A 25,311-nucleotide genomic window follows, 5' to 3' on the forward strand; every position below is an offset into this window, starting at 1 on the left:
AAAATCTTATTAGGAGTACCCGGTTGTAAATACCTTCAAAATTAATATTGCGCCCTTAAAATTATAATTACTTTAGCCATGTAAACCCCTGTTGAAAATTTAAACAATGGATGATAATTTCAAGTTGCGTGCTGCCATAAAATCAGACGAAGAACTTCATTACTGTATTGATAATCGCGAAAAATATTTACCGGAAACAGTAGAAGCTGCCGTTGATGAATTAAAAATAAGAGGCGTTGAATTTTCAGATGAAGAGCTGAAAGTAATAGCTGAAGATATGCAGGCGCGCAGAGAACTTGCTGCAGGCGGACAGGAAAACATTAACTTATTTAAATACAGCGACGGCAACAACCAAGTGGAGGACCCTGCTGCCCCGGCCTTTTATTCTAAACGCGCTGTTTACGTTTTCGCCATTCTTTTCAGCGTTTTTTTTGCGTCTGTAATGCTGGCTATTAATGTTGCCAAGGTTGAAAAAACGGGCAAAGCGTTACTTGTGGTATTGTTTGGACTTGGTTATACTGCATTTACCATAGTGCTTGCGCAAACCTTAAATTTGCCAACCGGGGCAGGAATATTTTTAGGGATGATTGGCGGCTACACTATGAACGCTTTTTTTTGGAATAATTTTATTGGCAAGGAAACACTTTACAGGTTAAAGCCTGTTTGGGTACCTTTAGGTGTGGCACTTGCCATTTTAATTCCGATACTTATTTTTATATTTAAATACGGCACGCTATGAAAAAATTATTGATCCTAACTTGTGCGTTTCAATTTGCAATTTCATTTTGCAATTGCCAGCAAAAGCCTGTTTCATACGGCAATAACCCGAAGGCAGGTAAATATTACAATATCCGAGGCATTAAAATGTATTGCGAGATCTATGGTAAAGGCAAACCGCTGTTATTGATCCATGGCAATGGCGGCAGCATTTCGGCATTTAGTAAAACCATTCCTTACTTTGCCAAAAAATATAAGGTTATTGCGGTAGATAGCCGCGCCCATGGCAAATCAACCGACGGCAGGGATTCATTAAGCTTTGAAATGATGGCTGATGATTTTTCGGCCCTGCTCGATACCCTGCACATCAAAAAAAGCTACGTAATTGGCTGGAGCGATGGCGGCATAAACGCCATCCTGCTCGCTATGCGTTACCCGAATAAAGTGATCAAATTCGCATCAACAGGAGCCAATTTATGGCCTGATTCAACTGCGCTTATTCCCTCACTATGGAAAGATATGCGCAATCAATACAATAAGGACAAAGATAAGCCGCGTAATACCGCCAAAGAAAAAAACGACTGGAAGATATTTATGCTGGATTGGGTACAGCCAAATATACCGCTTACAGCATTAAAAGCCATTCAATGCCCTTCGCTGATTATTTGCGGCGATCACGACCTGATACCGGTTGAACACACCAATTTAATTTTCCAGAACATCAAAAACGGATACTTATGGGTAGTACCAAATTCGGGGCATGGAACGTTGATTGAACACGCCGCTGAATTCAATAAAAAAGTAGCTGACTTTTTCTCCCTAAAATCATTTTGACGACTCAAAAAAATAAACGTTAATTATTCTGAATCTAATTTTGCTTTATAAAACAAGCCCCTTCTCTGTGCGAAAAGGGGCCGGCACTCAACATATATAGATCCTTGCCCTCTCACCGGAAAGGATGTCTATAGGCAATTATTTATAAGCAGTATTATTTGCTATGCTGCTAAGTTCAACCAGGAAAAGGGTTCAATACCTATCAGCTTCCCGTCTTTCTTCTTTCGGGCGACTCCCCATCCGCCGCAGGCCATGGCGTATAATCTTTGTCAATTATGTCACCAATTTCGTCTATCGGGATGATCTCGGTACCAAACAGGTGTTGCACACGTTTCCATATTCCAAAATCGTTTTTGGCAATAATATGGCAGGTAGCATAGTTAAATACGCTAAAGGTATAGTTATCTGCATCATTGCGGATAATCCGGTAGGCCTGATCTCTTATAATTACTTCTATCGCTCCCATGGTTTAGTAAAACAAAGCTAATCGCTAATGCCATGGGATACAAATAATTAAGGAGGGTATTATAACCCAGATTTTAGGGGGTGTTTTAACGGGGTAACCGACCCGTTAAAACACATTCTTTTTTTTAACGGTTAATTGTTAACCAACTTAAATGCACCTTCACCATAGCGCATCCCCGTGTTAGGGTATTTGTCAAGCGTATGCTGAATATCCGTTAAATCTGCAGCCGATAACTCAATATTAACCGAGGCCGCGTTTTCACGCAGGTATTTTGTTTTTTTAGTGCCAGGAATCGGGATAATATCGTTACCCTGTGCAAGTACCCACGCCAGGGCTAATTGCGCAGGTGTACATTCTTTTTGTGCGGCCAGTTCGGAAAAGGCAGCCGCAAGCTGCTGGTTATTGTCTTTATAATCGTCGCTGAAACGGGGCAAAGTCTTTCTAAAATCGTTACTGCCAAGCTCGTCAATATTTAATGTATTGGTAATTAACCCCCGTGATAAAGGGCTAAACGGCACCAGCGAAATTCCGAGTTCGCGGCATACGGGCAATATCTCAGCCTCCACATCGCGGGTAAGGACAGAATATTCACTCTGCAACGCAGCTATGGGGTGCACCGCATTGGCTTTGCGCAGTGATGCCGCAGATGCTTCTGACAAACCCAGGTATCTTACTTTCCCTTCCTTTACCAGCCCCGCCATTGCACCAACCATTTCCTCAACCGGCACGTTAGGATCAATTCGGTGAGCGTAGTAAAGATCAATAGTTTCAATATTTAACCTTTTTAGGCTTTTTTCAACAGCTGTTTTCAGGTAAGCCGGCGATCCGTCAAAATAAGATCCCGCAGTTCCCGGGAAAGCGGCGTCGCCTTCTTTTTGTCTGAAGCCAAATTTTGTCGCTATAAATACCTTATCACGGTTGGCGGAAAGAACCTTGGATACCAGCTCCTCATTTTTGCCGTTGGCATAAACATCAGCAGTATCCCAAAAATTGATTCCGAGGTCAAGCGCAAGGTTTAAGGTTGCTATTGATTCTTCATCATTGAATGTTCCGTAACCATGGTTCATTCCCATGCAGCCTAATCCTATTGCTGACAGTTTTTCGCCGGTTTTTCCAAGTTCCCTGAATTTCATAATAGATGTTTTTACAAATATATAAAACGCGAAATTGAACTGCATTGTTTTATCTGCCGTTTAAGTAAAGCCAATTGATATCAGTTGTTTTCGCTGTAAAATCCATCCCCCCAATCACCAAATTGTAAAAAAGATGTTTAAACATCTTTTTTTGATTGCACAGATAAATCTTTGTATTACATTTGTGACAAAGAAATTAAATCTCAAAAAAGACAAAAAAACAATCATGAAAAAATTATTTATTTTAGCAGCAGCAGCTTTATTAAACACGGCTGCGTTTGCACAAACTACCTGGAATTCTGACAAAGCACACTCACGCTTACAATTTACCATTACTCACTTAGCCGTTTCTGATGTTGATGGTGAGTTCAAAGATTTTTCTGCTACTGTAGTTGCTACAAAACCAGATTTTAGCGATGCTAAATTTACCATGACCGCTACTGCTTCTTCTGTAAATACCGCAAACGACCAACGCGATGGCCACCTTAAATCAGGCGATTTCTTCGACGTTGCAAATTTCCCAACCCTTACTTTTGTTAGTACAGGTATCAGCAAAGGTTCTGCTGCTAACCGTTATAAATTAAACGGTAATTTAACCTTACACGGTGTAACCAGGGCAGTTAGTTTTGAACTTTGGTACCGTGGTACTATTACCAACCCAATGAGCAAAGCTGATGACGCAGGTTTCCAGGTTACAGGAACCATCAAACGTTCTGACTTTGGCTTCGGCAGCAAATATGGTTCGCCAATGCTAAGTGATGAAGTTACTGTTAAAGCTAACGGCGAATTCGCAAAAGCAAACTAATTAACCCCAATTAAAAAAAAAAGCTCAAAGCGAAAGGTTAACCCTTAATGCTTTGAGCTTTTTTTTTACTTAATCCGGGTAAATGTCATGGTTTTACCTATCCATTTAAAGTGCCAGTAGCCTTTTACCTTTAGTTCTCCTTTTTTATCAATATAGGCCGATGAATTCCATTCCCGGCCGTGTTTCGAGTCGTAAATCATCCCATTTTCCCAGCTATCCGTGTTGGGGTGATATTCAAGGTTACGCAAAATGCTCATGCCAAGTATTTTCCTGCCGCGCAATGCCGGGTTAGGATTACGCCTGTCTGTCCAGTAATCCATAGGTTTTCCATCAGTGTCGCTAAACCATGCTATTTTCACCACAAACTGACCTTGCTCCATGTAAACATTGATTCTTAAATCTTTGTCTTTAGACTCCCACTTCCCGCAAATCCTTTCAGAAGGCTTAAAAGCCTGTCCTTTTAGGGCGACGGTTGTACTTAAAAACAGCATAAAAAAGCCGAGCAGTTGTTTAGTGAGCATCCAACATATATATATGTTTAATATTAAAACAATAGTGATGCCAATATTATAGATAGCTGGTTTGGCCCTGATTAACTTCTGCCAATTCAAACTTCCCTTATCAAATTCTGCCCTTTCGCGGCCTTTCCCCATCGTTTTTTTTACAGGCACTAATGGTGTATCTGCTACACAACTCATATATTTGAATTAACCAATTGTCCTGTCCTCATGAAAAAACTGCTAGTGCTGTTGCTCCTTCCATACTGCTTCTTCACCTTTGCTCAATCGAAAAATATTTATCACAAAGGCTGGGTTGACTTTAATAAGAATGGTAAGATGGATGTATTTGAGGACCCGTCGCAAACCATTGATAAGCGAATTACGGATCTGCTGAGCCAGATGACGATTGAAGAAAAAACATGCCAGCTGGCTACTTTGTATGGGTACAAGAGGGTTTTGAAAGAAGAAATGCCCGCACCATCATGGAAAAACGAGGTTTGGAAAGATGGCATTGCTAATATTGATGAAGAACTGAATAACTTAACCTCAAAAACGGATGATGCCCCCACACAATATTCCTATCCGTACAGCAAACATGCATCAGCTATAAATACTATCCAAAAATGGTTTGTTGAAGAAACCCGAATGGGCATTCCGGTTGATTTCACCAACGAAGGTATCCACGGGCTCAACCACGACCGGGCAACGCCACTCCCCGCCCCTATTGCCATTGGCAGTACCTGGGATAAGGAACTCGTACGCCGCGCAGGGCAAACCGTAGGCAAGGAAGCAAAGGCGCTGGGCTATACCAATGTTTATGCGCCAATACTGGATGTTTCCCGCGACCAGCGCTGGGGCCGCGTGGTGGAAACCTATGGCGAAAATCCGTTTTTAATAGCCGAACTGGGTAAACAGATGACGCTGGGGATCCAGGAAGAAGGCGTAGCATCAACTTTAAAGCATTACGCGGTTTACAGCGTGCCCAAGGGCGGCCGCGACGGCGCCGCACGGACCGATCCGCATGTGGCACCGCGCGAAATGTACCAACTTTACTTATATCCATTTCGCAGGGTGATCCAGGAAGCACACCCGCTGGGTGTAATGAGCAGCTACAATGATTGGAACGGTGAACCAATAACAGGAAGCTACTATTTTTTAACGGAACTGCTCCGGCAAAAATTCGGCTTTAATGGCTATGTGGTTTCTGACAGCGAAGCCGTTGAATACCTGTATAGCAAACACCATGTAGCAGGCGATATTAAGGAAGCTGTGCGCCAGGCATTTGAAGCTGGTTTAAATGTGCGCACTAACTTTAGTATGCCGCAAACTTACATTATGCCCTTGCGGCAACTTTATAAAGAAGGCAGGATCAGTATGAAAACGCTTGATTCGCGGGTAGGCGATGTGCTGCGGGTAAAGTTCAAGCTGGGTTTGTTTGATTCTCCCTACGTAAAAGATCCAAATGCGGCTGATAAAATTGTGCACAGCGAAGCATCAGCTGGCATGGGCCTGCAAATGAACCGCGAGGCCATGGTTCTGTTAAAAAACCAGGGTAACCTGCTACCGTTGAATAAAGTAAAAATTAAAAATATACTGGTAACCGGTCCACTGGCTGCCGAAAAAAACTACGCCATCAGTCGTTACGGCCCATCACATAACCCGGTTACCAATGTGCTTGACGGGATAAAAAACTACGTAAGGGGTTCCGCCACTGTTGCTTATGTTAAAGGCTGTAATATAGTTGACGCTACCTGGCCGGAGAGCGAAATTATTGAAACCCCGCTTACCGCTAACGAACAGGCAGGCATAGATTCAGCCGTTTCCGCAGCTAAAAATGCCGATGTGGTAATTGCTGTAGTGGGCGAAGATGTGGAACGCGTGGGCGAAAGCCTGTCGCGCACAGGGTTAAATTTACCGGGACGTCAACTAAAACTGATCCAGGCATTACAGGCCACAGGTAAGCCGGTAGTAATGGTAATGATAAACGGACAGCCGCTTACCATAAACTGGGAAAACAAATATGTGCCTGCTATTTTGGAAGCATGGTTCCCCGGCCCTGAAAGTGGTAAGGTTATTGCCGAAACTTTATTTGGTGACAACAACCCCGGTGGCAAGCTTTCTATTACCTTTCCGAAAACGGTTGGCCAGATTGAATTTAACTTCCCTTTTAAACCAGGCTCACAGGCCGGGCAGAACGGTTCAAATAGCTGGGGCAAGACCAGCGTAAACGGCGCATTGTATCCTTTTGGCTACGGCTTAAGTTACACCACATTTACTTATGAGAACCTACAGGTATCGCCCGAAAAAGAAAATCAGCAGGGCGATGTAACCGTAACCGTTGATGTAACTAATACCGGGCAGCGCAAAGGCGACGACGTGGTACAGCTTTACCTTAAACAGGAGATCAGTAGCGTTACCGTTTATGAATATGACCTGCGCGGCTTTGAGCGAATCAGCCTCAATCCCGGTGAAAAAAGAACGGTAACCTTCACCCTGCATCCTGATGACCTGGCTATTTTGGATAAAAACATGAACTGGACGGTAGAACCCGGCAAATTTATGGTAATGATCGGGCAGTCATCCGAGGATATTAAGCTGAAGAAAGAGTTTGAGGTGGAGAAGTAAAGGATTTCGGAGGCTGGATTTAATTGCTGTCTTCCCAATAAAACACTCCATGCAACCGATAAATAGATTTAACAGGATACAACCAACTTTAACAGTACCATCACAACTCAAAATAGTTAATTATATATCTCATAAAGAAAGTATTTAATTATTCCATTTGCAGAAAAGTCAGGTTAATAATTCCTGCCTTTTTAAAGTTATGATAGCCGGAGATAAACTAATTGATAAATAATTGATTCAAAAGGTTTTATTAGATATTTAAAAACATGCCACGAATATAAAGACCGGATTCCGAGCTTCTGATAACACTTTTTAGTAAGCAGAAACACCTCATTTGCCGTAAAAAAATTAATTTTAATGCTTACTTATAGTTTATTGCTGCTTGGATATTTCTGCATTTTTCCTAATTTTAGAAGAAAATAAACCTGCTGCCACGCAGCGATGAGCTTATTAACACTATATTATTGAATGGAACTTAAAACTAAAAGTGTAAAGGGCATGCAGCTTAAGCACATGATAACCAAATGCCTTTATTTTGACAAGGCGATGTCATGTGCTGAACTAAGTGAATTATTTGATAAAAGTATCCCTTCAATAGCCAAGGCACTTAATGAATTAATTGAGAAAGGTTTCGTGGTTGAACAGGGCTACGCCCCATCCAGCGGTGGACGCCGGCCGCTGATGTATGCCATTAATGCCGATGCCATGTATATACTGGCTGTAGCTATGGACCAGATGAATACCCGCATTCAGCTGGTTGACCTGCGCAACCAGCCGGTTGCTGATATGATGATGTTTGAACTGAAGCTTGCCGGCAACGATTATGCCGTGCATACTCTTGTTGATCATATTAACCAATATCTCGACAATTGCGGAATACTTAAAGAAAAGATCACCGGGATAGGGATAGGGATGCCCGGCTTTATTGATCCGGTTAAAGGCAACAATTACACTTACCTTAAAACCGGCGACAGCAGCCTGTCGCAATATATAGCCGATGAAACCGGTTTACCTACATACATTGACAACGACTCGAGCCTGATAGCACTTGCCGAACAAAAATTCGGCATAGCCAAATGGCAAAAAGAAGTGATGGTAATAAACCTGAGCTGGGGTATTGGCCTGGGTATGATTGTAAATGGTGAACTTTTCAGAGGACGAAACGGGTTTGCAGGCGAATTTAGCCATATCCCGCTATCAGAGGATGGCGCGCTGTGTGAATGCGGAAAAAGGGGATGCCTGGAAGCCGAAGCGTCTATGCTGGTAGTATCAACCAGGGCCATTGAAGGAATTAAACATGGACGGGTTACCAGCCTTAAAATAGCCGGCGATGCGCAAAGCAAGCAAATGGGCGATGCAATAATGGCCGCGGCCAACAAGGGCGACCAGTTTGCAATTGAACTATTTGCAGATTCGGGCTATAAGATAGGAAAGGCGCTGGCTATACTGATCCATATTATGAACCCGCAGGCTATTGTGTTAAGCGGGCGCGGTGCAAAAGTTGGGAAAATACTTTTAGCACCCATACAGCAGGCTTTGCATAAATATTGTATCCCCCGTCTTTCGGGCGGTACTGAACTATTGGTGTCAGAACTGGGCTTTGATGCCGAACTGATAGGTGCAGCTATACTGGTAATGGAAAATTTCGATAAAGAAGTTAAGAGCCAGGTGGTAAGTATTTAACATGCTCCGCGCTATTGATAACTTCTTTTTAAACCAGGATGAACCTGCAAAAGGCTGCCTCCTGTTTTTGAGGGAACACATCCTGAATTTCGATACGAACATCACCGAATCATGGAAGTATGGCATGCCGTTTTACTGCTACAAAGGAAAAATGTTCTGCTACTTATGGATCAATAGAAAAACTCATAATCCCTACCTCGGTATTGTTGAAGGCAGGAAGATCGATCACCCGTTATTGATCATAGAAAAACGCGCCCGGATGAAAACGATGCAAATAGATGCAAAGCAGGATGCTCCAATTGATATGATCGACAGCATTTTGCAAATGGCGATCGACTTGTACCCTAACTGATAAACTGCTATGCAAATTAAAAGAATAACGATTTCTGATTATCATCTGGTTATCCCTCTTTTCAATAGTTACCGGGTATTTTATAAACAGCCTTCAGACCTGGATTTGGCCGGGCATTTTATAAAATCACGTCTGCAAAATAATGAATCAGTAATTTTTGCAGCGTTAACTAATGATAACGGCGAACAGACGCCGGCAGGATTTACACAGCTATACCCGCTGCTCTCGTCAGTTAAGGCAACAAGAAACTGGTTACTTAATGACCTGTTTGTTGATGCTGCTTTTCGTAAACAGGGCATTGGCGAAGCCCTGATAAAAATGGCCATGGAATTTGCAGGCAATAATGGCGCAACTTACCTGAAGCTGGAAACCGCAGCAGATAACTACACGGCCCAAAGCCTTTACGAAGCTATTGGCTTTGTAAAAAAGCAGGCAGCAGGATCTTTTTTGGTTTACCAAATTCAACTTTAAATACATAAACAAAAGCTATGCAAAAACCCGATAGCCTGATATTTGACATGGACGGGACCCTTTGGGATGCCGTTGATACCTACGCCGAATCGTGGAATGTGATATTCAGGGAAATGGAGATAGACATTATTGTTACCCGTGATGAGCTGGCAAAAATGGTTGGCATGGAGGGCCGAAAAGTTATTGCCCATATTATGCCTGACTTTGACGACGAGAAACGCCAGTTTATCTACGCTACGGTTAACGAGAGGCGGCGCAGCCTGCTGCCACAGATGGGCGGCATTTTGTATGATGGTGTTAAAGAAGGATTGCAGCAACTGGCTGAAAAATACCCGGTTTTTATATTGAGTAACTGTGCCAAAGGCATCATCAGACTGTTTATTGACTGGGCGGGTATTGATAAACATATTACGGATGAACTTGCCCATGGAGTAAACTTTATGCCTAAAAATCATAACATAAAATTATTGATGGATCAACACGGCCTCAAAAGCCCCGTGTACATTGGCGATACTGCCGGCGACGGCGACGAAAGCCGTAAGGCAGGTGTTCCGTTTGTGTTTGTGAGTTACGGCTTCGGGGATACAGCAGATTATGATTTAAAGTTTGATGATTTTAAATCGCTGACGGATTATTTTATGGAGCTATAAGGCTATTACCTGCTAAGTAATCATCATATTGATGATCACAAATAGTGATAAGCCAAATAAACACCTTAACTTCAACCTGTCATTATCCTATATGAAAAAACGAACGGGGGTTGCAGCTAAAATTAAAGGTTTTTGGCGTATTCTTGGTCCCGGCCTTGTAACCGGGGCGGCTGATGATGATCCATCAGGTATAGCTACCTATTCACAAACAGGGGCCCAGTTTGGTTACGGCCAGTTGTGGACCGCACTCTATATGCTCCCTTTAATGACCGCCGTACAGGAAGCCTGCGCCCGAATAGGTTTAGTAACCGGCAAGGGCATTACCACAATAGTTAAGGAGCGCTACAGCAGCGGTGTTTTGTATGCCGTAGTTTCGTTAGTAGTTATTGCCAATGTGATAAATATAGGTGCCGACCTGGGGGCAATGGCCGCCGCCGCTCAGTTGCTTGTACCAATACCTTTTGTTGTACTCACCCTGGTATTTACTTCAATCATATTGCTGCTGGAGGTATATACAAATTATAAGGTTTATTCAAAAATCCTGAAGTGGCTGGCAATTACACTCCTTGCTTATCCAATTACCGTATTTATAGTACAGCAGCCCTGGGTTACCGTTTTAAAAGCAACGATAACCCCTCATTTTGAATTCTCCTTTGCTTTTCTGTTTATTATAACCGGTGTTTTAGGCACCACTATTTCGCCTTATATGTTTTTTTGGGAAGCATCTCAGGAGGTGGAAGAGGATAAAGAAAAACACCTGTTGACCAAAGGGAAGCCGAGGATCAGTTGGATGAGCGTACACCGGATGCGGCTTGATAATACTTTCGGGATGATATTTTCTGAATTTGCTACCTGGTGCATTATAGTAGTTGGGGCTACGGTTTTACATAACAGCGGTGTGCACGATGTTAAAACAGCTGCTGACGCTGCTAAGGCGATAGAGCCTTTGGTGCATAGCTTTCCACATGCAGGCTTTTTATCAAAGCTGATATTTTCTATTGGCATTATGGGCCTAGGGATGCTGGCAATCCCGGTACTTTCGGGTTCAGCCGCATATTCGGTAGCCGAAGCATTTAACTGGAAAGCAAGCCTTAACTTAAAACTAAACAAGGCCAAAGGATTTTACAGTATAATTATTGCCGCTACCGTTGTAGGGCTGCTGTTAAATTTTATCGGGATTAACCCGGTTAAGGCATTGGTTTATGCCGCTGTATTAAACGGTGTTGCGGCAGTTCCGCTTTTGTTTTTGATTATTAAAATTTCAAGCGACGACACAATAATGGGTGAGTTTAAAAGCGGCTGGCTCTCTAAAACCATTCTTTGGGCAACTTTTGCCGCTATGGGCGCAGCAGCTATTGCTATGTTTTATACCATTCTTTAAGGATCTTATTGCCTTTGTTCAAAAAAACCAGCCTCAATAAAACTACGCTTCCATTCCGGCCAGATGCTATCAATACCGGCCCGCTGAAAGTTAAAAGTTTTTACCAGGTAATTCATGGCCCCATCAACCGTATTGCCGCCCTGCATGCTTTTTAAAAAACAGTATTGCGCCCCTCTTATAGTAAACAGCCCAAGCTTAAAATTATGGCGGGTAACCGCACAATAGCTTTCTTCAGGGAAAGGCAGTTCAGGCAGTGCTCCCTGGCTAAACTGCAGGTAATAACTGCAAATGGGGAACTGATGTTGAAAGAGGTGCAGTACAGGTGTAAGCGTTAGTAAATCGTCGGCAGTATCAATGGTAGCAATTGTATTGTTGTTGGCCGATGGCTCATCAAATATAACTGAAAGGGCATATTCAAACCCGGCAAGTTCTATCATAAAATCGGGCCAGTTTTCCTTTTGTTCAAGGCCGGCGTCAGGTCGCGTCTCCTGTAAAAAAGTAGCAAAATTTTCGCCAAGGGTATTCAGTGTATAACTGTGGGAAGGGTAGGTATCCAGGTATTGATCGGCAAACAGTTCGAACAACTCATTACCCAAAGCAAACGCAAGAGCGCTAAACTGACTGTGCATACAGGCTCTTAGCCTGGCGATATAGCTATACCGGTAAATATCAAGATGCCTTACTGCACTTAGCCTTTGGGATGCGTTAACCACATTTTCAATTGCAACAACTTGTTCTGTATTACTGTTATCTACAGGTATATGGTGCACCAGCATACCCTGCATCCAATTTTGCAATTCAGTTAAAGAAAATGCGTTATTTGAATTCATTATTTACTTTGCTTTGCCGCATTTATAACTAATTAACCACGATATCATTCACTAAAAAATTAACCGGATTTGATATAGCATCATTATTATACTCTAATTTTTCGGGGCCGGATTCTTGATTCAAAATACCGCTCATGTGCTGCTTTGCTTTTAACAACTCTGTATGATAAGCTTCAAAATCCGGGATATTGCTATCCCATTCCAATAAGGTAGCCACACCGCCGGTAAGCCGCCACGCCAAAGCAAACAGCCTCCATACATCCTGTACCACCTGCCTGTCATGTGTATCAATAATATGGGTGCCGCAATGCTGGTGACCGGCTATGTGCATCTGTACAATACGGTGATGGGGTAATTGATGAATATAGTGCACAGGATCAAAATCATTATTAAAGGCGGATACGTATACATTGTTTACATCAAGCAGTAAGCCGCAGCCGGTTTCTTCGGCCATGTAGCGTAAAAAATCGTATTCGGGAATGGTTGAATGTTTAAAGGTTAAGTACGTACTGGGGTTTTCAAAAACTAAGGGGCGCTGTAAAAAGTCCTGAACCTCGTTTATTCGCAAGCATACGTTTTTTAATGATTCCTCATTTAAAACAACCGGTAAAAGATCATGCGTATTCAGGCTGTTAATACCTGTCCAGCATAAGTGGTCGCTGACCCAGAGCGGTTTTACTTCGGCGGCAAGCTGTTTTAGTTTGGTAAGATATTCTTTATTTAGCGGGTCTGTGCTGCCTATGGACAGTGATACCCCATGCATTACAACCGGGTATCGCGCTGCTATTTGTTTCAAAACATCGCGTGGCCTGCCGCCGGAATCCATAAAATTTTCCGAGATCACTTCAAACCAGTCAACCGCCGGGCTATGATCAAGGATGTAATTAAAATGCTTGCTCCGTAACCCCAGGCCAAGCCCGGGGTTAGGCAAGCTATTTATCAAATCACTATATTTTTCCTTTTTTTCAATCATCCTGTTAATCCATTGCCACAGCTAAAACCTCGCCGGGAAAGGTGATTTTAGCTTCACGCCTTTAGAATTTCAATAACTTTTTAGCCACTCCTCTGCTAGAGATGAGTGGGCATGTTGTGAGTTACTCTTTTTCGCCTTCACAAAGTTTCTTTCCATGACCGGCAGGATCATTAAAACCAAAAGAGCAAACTTTATCGCCACTGTTACCGCATGAATCATAAGACCCTAACACCGATACCAGCCAATTTTGAGGCGGGCCGCATTTAAATGGAGCATCACCATAATTTCTTTTAGCCTTTAACATTCTTTGTTCAAATAGTTTACGGGCCTGCAGCCATACGCTTTTACCTCTTTCCGGGCCCATTGTTCTGAAACGTTCAGCCTGAATGGGTACAGCACAGCTTCCCTGCCATGCGCATTCATTATTACCCGGATTTTCCTGCGCTTCAATATCGCCATAAAGCCCGCAGCCGCCTTGTCCGCGGCAATTATTAAGGGTTTGGCAATTGTGTTGCTGCGCGGTGGCGCAATAACCGGTACCTGCGCAATTATTGGTTGCATAACGGTCATGCCCTTTGCATGCATTTAAGCCCATACAAACATGTAGTTCAACTGACGGGGCTGCAGTGCTTGCTGTAACTGAAGGCGTTGGAGCCGGCGCGGGGGCAGGTGCCGGGCCGCCGCATAATGATAGGTTTGGTGAGTATTTTATAGTAGCCATGATATGCTATATTTTTAGTGATGGTTTAATCTGTTAATTAAGGTTTACTATTAATTATGCAATGGAACGTCAGGAAGATCCTGGATGCGCTGCCCTAGGTAACTAATTGCCGGGTAAACTGCTACCGCTGTATTAAACAGGTCTATCAATTGCGCCTTCGGACTTGATAACAAGCCGAACGGGTAATCCTCAAATGTTGGCGCCGCTGCGTAAACCTTGCCGTCAACAGGTGAGGTATAACTCAGCTTCATAATATCACCGCAAATTGAATTCAAAATAAAGATCATTGATTTATGAATGCCAAACATAAAAATCTCCCATTGCGTATTACCCGATTGTACGTAACAGTCTTCGACCATTACAAACAAGTAGGTATATACAGCATTAAGTAAATCAGATACCGGTGAAATATTAGCGGGATAGTGACTGGTCAACGGGTTCTCGGCCACGTTAACAACAAAATACTCGTTTATATCATTGATGCCGATATCAAGCGCCGCAAACTTGCTATTTAAGCTTTTATAGGTGCAATAAATTTGCACAAACTTCTCAAAATGCGACATTTCCTTTTTCGACGGATCATCAAAATCGCCTGGCACCACAGCACTGCAATCAACAGAACCGTCAGGATTTAATCCTTTTGCTTTAGCTCCTTCACCTTGCTCAACAATACATTTTATTGCTTTCGAGGCTGAAGCTTTGTCACGGATATAAACCAGGTCGCCGCTGTCATCCTGGTTAGTAAAGTGAGGTTTATGTTCCTTGTCGTAATAAATTGTATCTATATTATTTTGGTTATAATAGCCTTTTCCTTCTACCAGCTGCGGCAAAAATGTTCTGAATTGAAGGTCGTTATCTTCAACACAGGCCAATATCATATCATAAAACTCTCCGATGGTGCGGTATTGTATCACCTGGAGCAGTTTTGGATCAGGCAGCGGATCAGGACTCTCAATTTTCAGGAAAGTCATCAACTGATCCTGTGAAAGCTTTGCTCTGTTAATATCAAATGCGGGAATATGACCCGGCAAACAAGCCGGCCATTTTGAAGGAGATTTACCCGCCAGTTCCGGTAAGCCGGCGAGTGCTTGTTTAAGGTTTGACGACAGCGCCATGTGCAGCATCTCCTCTATAGCTACACTCATAATCAGCGCTCCGGCTTTGTTAGAGAACACCATGATCGCGGCCGACAAATCTAAGGCTATTGCACTTGCTTCTTTAACAGTTTTTCCTTTCGCCACCAACTTTTGTACCAGCGATCCGCTTATAGTATCCTGATCCGGCGAGCGGTTTATAGAATAATAAGTATATAGGTAAACGGGGATTGTTGCAATTTCTATCTCAATAGCTTGTTGAATAGCCTCGCCAATATTTTCGGGAGTTACTTTGTCTCCATCTTTGGAGAAAAATTTAGTTTGTGACATTGTTTTAGGTTTATGCTTTAAAAGTAAGCATATTTATTAATTAAAAAAACTAAATTACTCCTTAAAAAATGCTATTTGATGGATAATCAGTTAGCATTTAACCCACGCCTTGCATGTACCCCTGTAAATACAGCACGGTATCAATTACTGTGCTCACGCACCTTATATCCCCTTTCTATTGTCGCTTTTTTGCACGGTGAATCACCGCATCATAATTTCGCATTAGACTTTTAAGACAATTTTATAAATTTGCCACTAGATAAATTATTAATAACAACCTGCCTATGAAACATTTTCTTCTTATTTCCGCATTTTTATTTACTTGCCTTACAGGCTATTCGCAAACGACACCGCCCAAAGACACCACAAAATTCTGGACCATACACGGCCAAAACACATTGCTTATAAACCAAAGCTCATTTTCAAACTGGGCAGCTGGCGGGGTAAACTCAGTTGCAGCCAACATTGTGCTTGATTATGATTTTAATTATAAAAAAGGTGTATGGAGCTGGGACAATAAGGCCATAGCCGGGTACGGCATCAGCAAGCAAAACGGAACCGGTTGGCGTAAAAATGACGACCGAATCATCTTAAACAGCCTACTGGGCCGCCAGGCATCAAAATACTGGCTTTATACTTTTTATGCCAACTTTCAAACCCAGTTTACAAAAGGTTATAATTACGATGCTGACGGCAACAGGACATTGCTGTCTGCACCATTTGCGCCTGCCTATTTAACATTCGGGCCCGGCTTTGCTTATAAAAGGTCTGACAACTTCAGAATCAACCTGTCGCCGGCTGCGGGCCGTTTTACCGTAGTGCAAAAAGACTCCCTTTCTTCCATAGGGTCATATGGGGTTACCCCTGGCAAAAAGAGCCTTTTTCAATTTGGAGCCTCGCTGGATGCTTATTACAAAGTAAACCTGTTTGAAAACATTGCTTTTGAAAACATATTGAAACTATACTCCAATTATTTGAAAAAGCCCGGAGATATCTATATGGACTACACTGCCAATATTTTCATGAAGGTGAATAAACTGGTAACGGTAAACGCAGGCGTTGAATTGATAAATGACCCGAACGCTCAGATCCCCGTGATGAAAAATGGTGTCAACGAATACCACTCCCTTCTGCAAACCAAACAAATATTTGGTGCCGGAGTTACCTATAAATTTTAAAATAAAGTAAAATATTAGTCACTTTTAATGAAAGCAACACACCAAGTGTTGCTTTTTTATTTACTATCAGGATATATATTATTTCTATAGTTAAAATTATAAATCAGCATATAACCCGTTTATAAATTTCAAAACTACCAAAAACAATTTTGCGTAGTTTTTATTATACTTCTTATTATTTGAAAATAAGGACATAATTGAATTGTAATATAAAAACTATTCTTTGGATTAATATTTGAGATGTTTTTATACAGTTATACAACTTTATATAAATGACTAAAGAGAATAAAAAAAATAGAAAGATATCCTTTCACCCACAGATTAGTAAAACACCGACTGGTATTAACGGGCTGGACGAAATAACCGGCGGAGGTATCCCTACAAGTCGTCCAACGTTAATATGTGGTGAGGCAGGATGCGGAAAAACGTTGCTGTCGCTGGAATTTATTGTGAGAGGCGCGATGGAATTTGATGAACCGGGCGTTTTCATGGCCTTTGAAGAAAAAGCGGCTGAACTTACCATGAACGCGGGTTCCCTGGGCTTTGACCTGGAGCAGTTACAGAAAGAAAAAAAATTAAAAATAGATTACGTTCACATTGATCGCAGCGAGATCCAGGAAACCGGTGAATTTGACCTCGACGGCTTATTTATTCGTTTGGGCTACGCTATTGACAGCATAGGCGCAAAACGAGTTGTGCTGGATACCATTGAAAATCTATTTTCAAGTTTAACCAACGAAGCAATACTGCGTGCTGAATTACGCAGACTTTTCCATTGGTTAAAGGAAAAAGGGGTTACTGCAATTATTACCGGTGAGCGCGGGGATGGACGTTCCCTTACCCGCCAGGGGCTGGAAGAATATGTTTCTGACTGCGTGATCCTGCTTGATCACAGGGTGATTAACCAAATCTCGACCCGCAGGTTACGGATAGTGAAATACCGTGGATCAGAACACGGAACAAATGAATACCCTTTTTTAATTGACCAGGACGGTATCTCGGTCCTACCGGTTACCTCACTGAAGCTCGAAAAAGAAGTGTCAACAGAAAGGGTATCATCTGGAATCCCGGCGCTGGATAAGATGCTTGGCGGTAAAGGTTTTTTCAAAGGAGGAAGTGTACTGGTTTCGGGAACAGCAGGCACAGGTAAAACCAGTATAGCTGCCTGTTTTGCCAACGAAATTTGTAACAAAAAAAATCGTTGCCTGTATTTTGCTTTCGAAGAATCGCCAAAACAGATTATCCGCAACATGCGCTCCATCAATATGGACTTGCAAAAGCATGTCGATAAAGGCTTGCTGCAATTCATGGCGTCGCGCCCAACCCTGCACGGGTTAGAACAGCATTTAGTAGCCATGCATAAGCTAATTAAAGTTTTTAAACCACAGGCTGTTATACTGGATCCGATCACGAATTTAATAACTGTGGGGTCCGTTAGCGAGGTAAAAGCAATGCTGATAAGGCTGATTGACTTTTTACAGGAAGAACAAATTACGGTTCTATTTACGGCACTTACTTTAAATACCGTAGTAACTGAACAAACCGACGAAGGGGTATCATCACTGGTTGATGCATGGCTGTTGGTTAGGGATATTGAATTTAATGGTGAGCGCAACCGGGGTATGTACATCATGAAGTCGCGCGGGATGAAACACTCTAACCAGGTGCGGGAATTTATCATAACTGATAAAGGTATTGATTTGGTTGAAGTTTACCTGGGCCCTGACGGCGTACTTACAGGCTCGGCGCGTGAAGCACAGAAATTACAGGAACGGACCGGAGAAATTTTGCGTAACAACGCTATGGGCATGAAAGACCGCGAGGTGTTACGCAAAAAGAAAGTACTGGAAGCCAAGATAGCGAGCCTGCAAAGCGAGTTTGAATCGGCTGAAGAAGAATTAAATAAAATATATATAGAAGAAGAACTGGTTAAAAAGGTAACTGAAAGTAACCGCCAGCAAATATTGCAAAGACGCCGCGACGATAATGAGCAGAACGGCGGGAAAGGAAAGAATTAATGAAAACCAAAGGATATAAGTATGAGTTGAGGCTCTACATAGCCGGCAAAACTGCAAAATCGCAAACCGCATTGGCTAACCTTAACAAATATTGCGAAGAGTATTTAGAAGGTGAATACAAAATTGAAGTTATTGACCTGCTGGTTCAACCACAGCTTGCAGAGGGCGACCAGATTTTTGCAGTACCTACACTGGTACGCAAAGTGCCCGAGCCGATACGTAAAATTATCGGTGATTTATCAAACGAAGAAAAAGTATTGGTAGGCCTAAATATCCGCCCAGCTAACATAAACTTATAATGACGGAACTACCAAAAGTGCCACCAGTTGTCAATAATTTTCCCGATGATGACATTTTTCGTCTGCGCTTATTTGTAACCGGCGCTACACCAAATTCAACACGGGCAATTTCAAACATTAAGGAGTTTTGTGAAACTTACCTTAAAAACAGGTATGAGCTTGAAATAGTGGATGTGTACCAGCAACCGCTAATTGCAGAAAGCGAACAGCTGATAGCTATACCTATGCTTATAAAAAGTTCCCCTTCGCCACAAAAAAAACTAATAGGCGACATGTCAAATACTGACAAGATACTGCGGGCACTAAATTTACCATCAAGGCAATAATATGGAACAGCCAAAAATAACATATGAGCAGTTATTAAACGATAACGAAGAACTTCAGCTGCAATTGGAAGAAGCCAATGACACCATTGAAGCAATTCGCACCGGGCAGATAGACGCGTTAGTAGTTAATGACGGGGACGGACACCAGCTTTACACATTAAAAACAGCCGACCAAACCTACCGGGTATTTATACAAAAAATGAACGAAGGTGCTGTAACCGTAAATCGCGAAGGGCTTATATTATACAGCAATTCGAGGTTTGCAACTATGGTTGGTATGCCGCTGGAAAAGACTATTGGCCTTACGTTCGATATATTCATAGCGCCAGAGTCGCGTGATATTTACGACGAAGTAATAGCAAATGCCTGGGAGGAAGACTGCAAAGAAGAGATTTTGCTTATTAACACGGATAAAAACCGCATTCCCTGCCTCCTATCCTGTAATACGCTTGAGTTGGATGAGGGCCTTTCTTTAAGCCTGATATTAACAGATCTTTCAATACTTAAAGAAACTGAAAAACAACTAAAGATAAAAAACCTGCAGCTGGCAGCTGCCCACCTGGCAACCGAAAGGTTAAACAACCAGCTGGAAGATACAGTAAAGGAACGCACAAACGAGCTTTTGTTAAGCCGTGAACGTTTTAAGTATCTCGCTAACAACATTCCGCAAATGACGTGGACCAACCTCCCCAACGGGGAAGTTGACTATTATAACGAACAATGGTATAATTACACAGGCCTTAGCCAGGAAGAATCAAAAAAGTCCGGATGGGAAAGTGTGTTATATCCTGACGATTTCCAAACTACCATGGACCGGTTTTCATCATCTCTACAATCAGGCGAAGTATTTGAAGTTGAAAACCGTTATAAAAGAGGTTTTGACGGTGCATACCGCTGGCATTTAAACAGGGCAGTGCCAATGCGAAATGAAAAGAATGAAATTGTGTTTTGGGTAGGTACGGCTACAGATATTGAGGATCAAAAAAGGGAAATGGACCGCAAAGATGAATTCATCGGGATAGCCAGCCATGAACTTAAAACGCCCTTAACAAGCTTGAAGGGCTATTTACAACTTATTTCCTCATACAAACGCGATGAATTACCGGCGGCTGTAAAACAGTATATTGAAAAAGCTAACATATCAATAAATAAGCTGCAGCGCCTTATTAACGACCTGCTGGATGTAAGCAAAATCCAGGCTGGAAAACTGGAATATGCTTTTTCGAAAGTTAATTTGACTGAATTGATACAGGCATGCGTTGAAAACGCTGCACATATACACCCGGAAAGCAATTTCATTGTCCGCGATGGACATAACTATACAGTACAGGGAAATTCTGAGCGGCTGGAACAGGTATTGATGAACCTTATCAATAACGCGGTAAAATACTCGCCGCAAAACAAAGATGTTATCATTCAAACATCAACCGATAATGACAATGTTAGGGTGACCATTACCGATTTTGGTATTGGGTTATCTGCTGCGCAGATAGACAGGATATTTGAGCGTTTTTACCGCGTTGAAGACAAAAAGTACATGACCAGCGGCTTGGGTATGGGCCTTTACATTTCTGCTGAGATCATTGATTACCATAATGGCCAAATTGGCGTACAAAGCGAACAAGGCAAAGGTTCAACCTTTTACTTTGAGTTACCTTTGTGGAAAGTTTAAATCGCCCTGCAACTTCAGTGCATTTAAACAAAAAGGGCTTATTGAAAGATTCCCTCTCCCGATAAGCCCTTTGTCATTTGCTGCTTTACCGCTTGCTATAAAACATACTTCCGTTTTAGCTCCTCGCTCACGATATAAGCGTCTTCAACAACGGTTTCGGGGTAGCCAATGGTTTCTAATATAGCAATACCGTTTCTATTTTTAAGCACGCCAGTTTTCATCTTGTAATCAAATACAAGGCGGGTGTCATTAACGGTTTCTTCGAAAGAATAAACAGCGTAATCGTTATCCAATAATTCGGCCAGTTCCAGATCGTGGGTTGACACAAAAACAAAATTCTTGTTATCAGTTAAATAGGTAAGCACTGATTTTGCTGCGGCAATCCGCTCAATAGTGTTTGTACCCCTGAATATTTCGTCAATGATGATAAGACTCTTTACAGGCTCATCGCCGCCGCTTTGATTAATAATATCAAGTATAGATAGCGCCTCGGCCTGGAAATAACTCTTATGCTCACCCAAATCATCGGTAGTCCTGATACTGGTTTGAAGCCTTAATAATGGAGCTTTATAACCACTGGTGCAGGTAGTATAAATAGTTTGCGCCAGAAGCGTGTTGATAGCAATTGACCTGATAAAAGTAGTTTTGCCCGACATATTTGAACCTGTTATCAGCACCCCCTCATCTGTACGGGTATGAATAGAATTAGGCACGCAATTATAAATAAGCGGGTGAAACATATCGTTGAGATCCATCTGCATATTTTCAGTATAAAAAACAGGCTTGCTGTAGTGTGGCAGCCCAATCCTAACTGACTGGATAGCGATAAGCATATCAATTTCGGCTACATAGTTGTAAAGCACCTCAATATCGCCGCGATATTTGTTTATCCTTTTAACAGAAGTAATAAACATTAAAGGTTCTAACAGAAAAAGCAGCTTTATCAGTTTGTAAACCGCATAACTCAAATTATCGGGGTTACCCGCAAGCTTACTCTCAAAACTAACCAGGTTTAGTGTGCGGTTTAATCCGGCTAATAAATTTAAGCTGATCCTTACCTGTTCATCATTTTCCATGGCAAGCTTTTTGGTAAGACGTTTTGCCACGTTGTGCAAGATCATTAACTGCGGTAATGACCGGGTATAAGAGGATATTTTATTACGGGTACCATAATGCAACGCAACATTACCAATAAGCAACGCTATTAAAACCATAAAACATACCAGGTTAGGCGCTATAAACAACGATATTACCAGCCCGATTATAGCTAAACCCGAAATGCGGATGTAAAGGCTCATAAGCGGTACCAGCAAAAATTCATGCTCTTTTAAAAATAGCTCAGCTAAAAAGTAGGCATCAGGGCTGTTAAGCTTTGCCAGTTCAAGCTCAATACGTTCCTGGTCAGGCCTGGGCATGTTCAGGGCGTCAATTTTTTTATCGAATTTTAATAGTGCTTCAAAATCAGTGTCGGGAGTAAAAAGTCTTTTATAGAAATATTGCTTTCCGGGTTTGGAGTTTGTCCGGTCAATATAGTTGAAGATATTGTTGAGGTCAAGGTCGTCAGCTATGGTACCGGTTATTTTACAGGGGCCTTCATACGCGTTTAACAAGGTTGCAATCAACTTAAAGTTTCGCCTGGCATTTACCGGCCTGCCCCATTTGTTTTGAATCCTTTCCAAATTTCTCCGGGTGGTATTAAGGTTATCAAAATAATTATATATGTAAAAACCAATCAGGATGGCAGCGAATACAACCGCAGTAAATAACCAATAAAACATATAATAAAAATAACAGAATGTGCTAAAATAAACTCTTATTAACTACGTAAAGCTATTAAACCTTGGATAATAAGCAATACCAAATGCTACAAATAAAAGTAACATAATAATTACGTAACGTACCTTTTATACGGCTTAAACGGGCAAAAGTTGTTAAAAGCAACGTTTTTCAGGTACTTAGTTACGTACTGTACGGTAATGCTTTAGGATGGTTTTACGATTTCAAAAAGCTATTTAGGGCATTTTGCGTAAATTCAGACAGTACAAGTTCACCGCTTATAGCAGCACGTTCGTGCAATAAAGCGTCCCAATCTTCAGTACCCTCCCATAAAATTTCCTTCAGGCCTTTTAATGCTTCCGGATGATAGGATGCGAGTTTACCGGTAAGGGTATCAAGCGCTGCATCCAATGAAATAACATCCGGATATACCTCATTATACAGGCCTTTTTCCATAGCCCATTGCGCGGTCTGAAAATCAATGGCCCTAATGGTTAATTGTGAAAATGCGGGCAAACCTACTTTGCGTATAACGGCGGGCGATATTACAAACGGGCCTATACCAATGGCCAGTTCACTTAGCTTTATTGATGCAAACGTGGTAGCCAGGCAATAGTCTGCTGCTGCTGCAAGGCCTACCCCACCACCAACGGCCTTTCCCTGTACACGTGCAATAATAATTTTGGGTGATTTGCGGCAGGCATTAATAACCCGCGCAAAGCCCGAAAAAAAAGCCGCCCCTGCTTCTTTATCCTTTATCTGCAATAATTCGTCAAAGCTGGCGCCGGCACAAAAGGTACGGTCGCCGCCGCTTTTTAATATAATTATACGGGTTGTGGTATCGTTCCCCGCCTGGTTAATTTTTTCAGTAAGGTCATCAAGCAAAGCGGCAGGCAATGAATTTTGAGCCGGGTGATAAAAGGTTATGGTTGCAATACCACTAACACTGGTACTAAGGCTTACACTTCCGTTGTCGGTTTCAGGCATATTAACTGATATATATGATTAATCAAATTTAAACTAAAACTGCGGCAGGCGAACCAATAATTAATAATACCCCATATTTTAGTATCAAAAACTCTTAAATTCCGAAAAACCTTGACTCGTTTAATGACGATGCTGTTTCAGCCAATGCATACTAAGATTTTAAAGCGTCCTTTATAATTTCCAAAATACGTTCGTTTTTCACAATCCACATTCCTAAGCGCTCTTCTGTAATCCCCTCTTTAAGTTTATAACTGTTTACCGGGTTTGTATCTTCGAAAATAGTTTCCATATACCGGAAATTAATATTTTCAATAGATGACAATTCATGAGCAACCTCAACAATGTGTGTAGAAACTACAAAGAAACAGGTTTTTACTTCTGCGAAGGCAGCGATTATAGCAAGAGAGGCATCATAAGCATCTTTAACATTCGTCCCTCTGAACAGTTCGTCAAAAATCACGAAAATACTTTTTGACTGATTTAGTTTTTCGGCAACATGTTTAACCCTCAATACTTCTTTATAAAAGTGGCTATGTCCCTGTTCCAGGTCGTCCGCAAGGTTAATGGTTGTAATCAGACCGTTAAATGCAGATGTTACCATACTGCTTGCCGGCACCGGAAGGCCCAGTTGCGATAAATAGACAGCAATTCCGATCGATTTAAGCAAAGAGGATTTTCCAGCCATATTAGTCCCTGTAATAAAACAAACATTTTTGCCCGGACTAAACTCAATATCATTACTTTTAGCGTCCGCAATAAACGGGTGGAACAGGCCCTTAATAATTACTCCAGTTGCGCCGGTTTCACTAATCACCGGAAATGTAAAACCCAGGGCCTTCCCACTTTGATTAACCGATTGGTAAACATCCAACTGGTAAGCGACATTTAACAAAATCTTAACCCGATCAAAGGCTAACTGCCTGAAAAAGTGGTCTGCTTTCGCTATGTCCGTAGCGTTGCGATTAGGCTTGTTGATAAGTTGTTTTAGCCATTCAAATTCTTTTGACTGGAAGGTATTTAAAATAATTGACCGGAATTCCTGGATTTTTTTAGGCAGATTGCCTTGCAGGTCAACCGCGAATTTTATTAAACCATTAAGTATTGAGAGCATATTTTCTATGCCGGTTTGGATTACGTAATAGTCGTTATTATTAAACTTAAACGCATAAATTATTTTTTCTAAGAACCTGGTTATAGCTGAAAATGGTTGAGCATGATAATGCTTTTTCAAATAAAATTCCGCGAAATCATAATCGTTTCTATTAAAGCTAATTTTGATATTGTGTTTCTGAAGATACCAAAATACTTCAAGCCTTTCCTTTATTTGAACAGGATCAATAAGCGGATTGTTGAACATATCCTGTAACACTTCGTTACCACCAATTGTACTTGTTTGATTAAAAAGATTAAATATAGATTGGCGGGCGTTGTTATTTGGAAATATTGCCAAATCATTTAATGTTTGCCTGTCTATATCAAAATTCATAATA

At 41.8% G+C, this 25,311-nt stretch carries 24 protein-coding genes; 14 read left to right on the plus strand and 10 right to left on the minus strand.

The features are described 5' to 3' along the window. The first annotated feature begins 106 nt into the window (after nt 1-106). The gene (locus MuYL_RS17350; protein ID WP_094571760.1) at nt 107-739 is read left to right on the plus strand and encodes a hypothetical protein; all 633 of its coding nucleotides are present in this window, start codon (nt 107-109) and stop codon (nt 737-739) included. Further along, nucleotides 736-1,551 (plus strand): alpha/beta fold hydrolase, encoded by an 816-nt coding sequence (locus MuYL_RS17355; RefSeq protein WP_094571761.1) that lies wholly within the window; start codon nt 736-738, stop codon nt 1,549-1,551. Before MuYL_RS17350 ends, MuYL_RS17355 begins: the two co-directional genes overlap by 4 nt. Before the next feature lie 202 nt (nt 1,552-1,753). On the opposite strand, the gene MuYL_RS17360 is transcribed toward MuYL_RS17355, so the two are convergent. Both MuYL_RS17360 and MuYL_RS17365 read right to left on the minus strand, forming a co-directional pair. Beyond that, nucleotides 1,754-2,017 carry a hypothetical protein gene (locus MuYL_RS17360; protein WP_094571762.1) on the minus strand — a complete coding sequence of 88 codons (264 nt, stop codon included), beginning with the start codon at nt 2,015-2,017 and terminating at the stop codon, nt 1,754-1,756. Between the two features lie 131 nt (nt 2,018-2,148). Then, entirely contained in the window at nt 2,149-3,150 is a 1,002-nt protein-coding gene (locus tag MuYL_RS17365; RefSeq protein WP_094573004.1) for an aldo/keto reductase, read from the minus strand. A 226-nt stretch (nt 3,151-3,376) separates the two neighbouring features. Here MuYL_RS17365 and MuYL_RS17370 point away from each other — a divergent pair, with 226 nt between their 5' ends. Next, entirely contained in the window at nt 3,377-3,955 is a 579-nt protein-coding gene (locus MuYL_RS17370) for a YceI family protein (RefSeq protein ID WP_094573005.1), read from the plus strand. Nucleotides 3,956-4,020: 65 nt separating this feature from the next. Here the strand turns inward: MuYL_RS17370 and MuYL_RS17375 are convergent, their stop codons facing one another. Next, nucleotides 4,021-4,653: a DUF2147 domain-containing protein gene (locus MuYL_RS17375; protein ID WP_245845605.1), complete on the minus strand. Its 633-nt coding sequence runs from the start codon at nt 4,651-4,653 to the stop codon at nt 4,021-4,023. 30 nt (nt 4,654-4,683) lie between these two features. On the opposite strand from MuYL_RS17375, the gene MuYL_RS17380 reads away from it, so the two are divergent. The 6 genes from MuYL_RS17380 (at nt 4,684) to MuYL_RS17405 (ending at nt 11,617) form a co-directional block, all read left to right on the plus strand. Continuing rightward, nucleotides 4,684-7,080 carry a glycoside hydrolase family 3 N-terminal domain-containing protein gene (locus MuYL_RS17380; RefSeq protein WP_094571763.1) on the plus strand — a complete coding sequence of 799 codons (2,397 nt, stop codon included), beginning with the start codon at nt 4,684-4,686 and terminating at the stop codon, nt 7,078-7,080. A 468-nt stretch (nt 7,081-7,548) separates the two neighbouring features. After that, nucleotides 7,549-8,763, plus strand: a complete 1,215-nt coding sequence (locus MuYL_RS17385; RefSeq protein WP_245845606.1) for an ROK family transcriptional regulator — start codon at nt 7,549-7,551, stop codon at nt 8,761-8,763. Between the two features lies 1 nt (nt 8,764). After that, a complete protein-coding gene (locus MuYL_RS17390) occupies nt 8,765-9,115 on the plus strand; it encodes a DUF1801 domain-containing protein (RefSeq protein ID WP_094571764.1) in 351 nt (116 codons plus the stop codon). 9 nt (nt 9,116-9,124) lie between these two features. Continuing rightward, the gene (locus MuYL_RS17395) at nt 9,125-9,586 is read left to right on the plus strand and encodes a GNAT family N-acetyltransferase (protein WP_094571765.1); all 462 of its coding nucleotides are present in this window, start codon (nt 9,125-9,127) and stop codon (nt 9,584-9,586) included. Between the two features lie 17 nt (nt 9,587-9,603). Continuing rightward, the gene (locus MuYL_RS17400) at nt 9,604-10,236 is read left to right on the plus strand and encodes an HAD family hydrolase (RefSeq protein WP_094571766.1); all 633 of its coding nucleotides are present in this window, start codon (nt 9,604-9,606) and stop codon (nt 10,234-10,236) included. Nucleotides 10,237-10,267: 31 nt separating this feature from the next. Further along, on the plus strand, nt 10,268-11,617 hold the full coding sequence (locus tag MuYL_RS17405) for an NRAMP family divalent metal transporter (RefSeq protein ID WP_094571767.1): 1,350 nt from the start codon (nt 10,268-10,270) through the stop codon (nt 11,615-11,617). A 5-nt stretch (nt 11,618-11,622) separates the two neighbouring features. Here the strand turns inward: MuYL_RS17405 and MuYL_RS17410 are convergent, their stop codons facing one another. The 4 genes from MuYL_RS17410 to MuYL_RS17425 form a co-directional block, all read right to left on the minus strand. Further along, nucleotides 11,623-12,447 carry an HvfC/BufC N-terminal domain-containing protein gene (locus tag MuYL_RS17410; RefSeq protein ID WP_094571768.1) on the minus strand — a complete coding sequence of 275 codons (825 nt, stop codon included), beginning with the start codon at nt 12,445-12,447 and terminating at the stop codon, nt 11,623-11,625. 28 nt (nt 12,448-12,475) lie between these two features. Beyond that, nucleotides 12,476-13,420: an MNIO family bufferin maturase gene (gene bufB, locus MuYL_RS17415; RefSeq protein WP_094571769.1), complete on the minus strand. Its 945-nt coding sequence runs from the start codon at nt 13,418-13,420 to the stop codon at nt 12,476-12,478. Nucleotides 13,421-13,541: 121 nt separating this feature from the next. Next, entirely contained in the window at nt 13,542-14,141 is a 600-nt protein-coding gene (locus MuYL_RS17420; RefSeq protein WP_094571770.1) for a hypothetical protein, read from the minus strand. Nucleotides 14,142-14,191: 50 nt separating this feature from the next. Beyond that, a complete protein-coding gene (locus MuYL_RS17425) occupies nt 14,192-15,565 on the minus strand; it encodes a ferritin-like domain-containing protein (protein ID WP_094571771.1) in 1,374 nt (457 codons plus the stop codon). Nucleotides 15,566-15,849: 284 nt separating this feature from the next. Between MuYL_RS17425 and MuYL_RS17430 the strand changes: the two genes are divergently transcribed. From MuYL_RS17430 to MuYL_RS17450, 5 genes are all read left to right on the plus strand, one after another. Further along, nucleotides 15,850-16,743 carry a DUF3078 domain-containing protein gene (locus MuYL_RS17430; RefSeq protein ID WP_094571772.1) on the plus strand — a complete coding sequence of 298 codons (894 nt, stop codon included), beginning with the start codon at nt 15,850-15,852 and terminating at the stop codon, nt 16,741-16,743. A gap of 272 nt (nt 16,744-17,015) precedes the next feature. Then, nucleotides 17,016-18,761 (plus strand): circadian clock protein KaiC, encoded by a 1,746-nt coding sequence (kaiC, locus tag MuYL_RS17435; protein ID WP_094571773.1) that lies wholly within the window; start codon nt 17,016-17,018, stop codon nt 18,759-18,761. Then, complete coding sequence (locus MuYL_RS17440; protein ID WP_094571774.1) at nt 18,761-19,060, plus strand: circadian clock KaiB family protein; 300 nt, start codon at nt 18,761-18,763, stop codon at nt 19,058-19,060. Before kaiC ends, MuYL_RS17440 begins: the two co-directional genes overlap by 1 nt. Beyond that, the gene (locus tag MuYL_RS17445) at nt 19,060-19,386 is read left to right on the plus strand and encodes a circadian clock KaiB family protein (RefSeq protein ID WP_094571775.1); all 327 of its coding nucleotides are present in this window, start codon (nt 19,060-19,062) and stop codon (nt 19,384-19,386) included. Before MuYL_RS17440 ends, MuYL_RS17445 begins: the two co-directional genes overlap by 1 nt. A gap of 1 nt (nt 19,387) precedes the next feature. Further along, complete coding sequence (locus MuYL_RS17450; RefSeq protein ID WP_094571776.1) at nt 19,388-21,058, plus strand: PAS domain-containing sensor histidine kinase; 1,671 nt, start codon at nt 19,388-19,390, stop codon at nt 21,056-21,058. 95 nt (nt 21,059-21,153) lie between these two features. Here the strand turns inward: MuYL_RS17450 and MuYL_RS17455 are convergent, their stop codons facing one another. The 3 genes from MuYL_RS17455 to MuYL_RS17465 form a co-directional block, all read right to left on the minus strand. Next, entirely contained in the window at nt 21,154-22,836 is a 1,683-nt protein-coding gene (locus MuYL_RS17455; RefSeq protein ID WP_094571777.1) for a MutS-related protein, read from the minus strand. 214 nt (nt 22,837-23,050) lie between these two features. Continuing rightward, nucleotides 23,051-23,821 (minus strand): enoyl-CoA hydratase/isomerase family protein, encoded by a 771-nt coding sequence (locus MuYL_RS17460; RefSeq protein WP_094571778.1) that lies wholly within the window; start codon nt 23,819-23,821, stop codon nt 23,051-23,053. A gap of 151 nt (nt 23,822-23,972) precedes the next feature. Then, on the minus strand, nt 23,973-25,307 hold the full coding sequence (locus MuYL_RS17465) for a MutS-related protein (RefSeq protein WP_094571779.1): 1,335 nt from the start codon (nt 25,305-25,307) through the stop codon (nt 23,973-23,975). Nucleotides 25,308-25,311 lie beyond the last annotated feature (4 nt).

The organism is Mucilaginibacter xinganensis (genome assembly GCF_002257585.1).
Taxonomy (GTDB): Bacteria; Bacteroidota; Bacteroidia; order Sphingobacteriales; family Sphingobacteriaceae; genus Mucilaginibacter; species Mucilaginibacter xinganensis.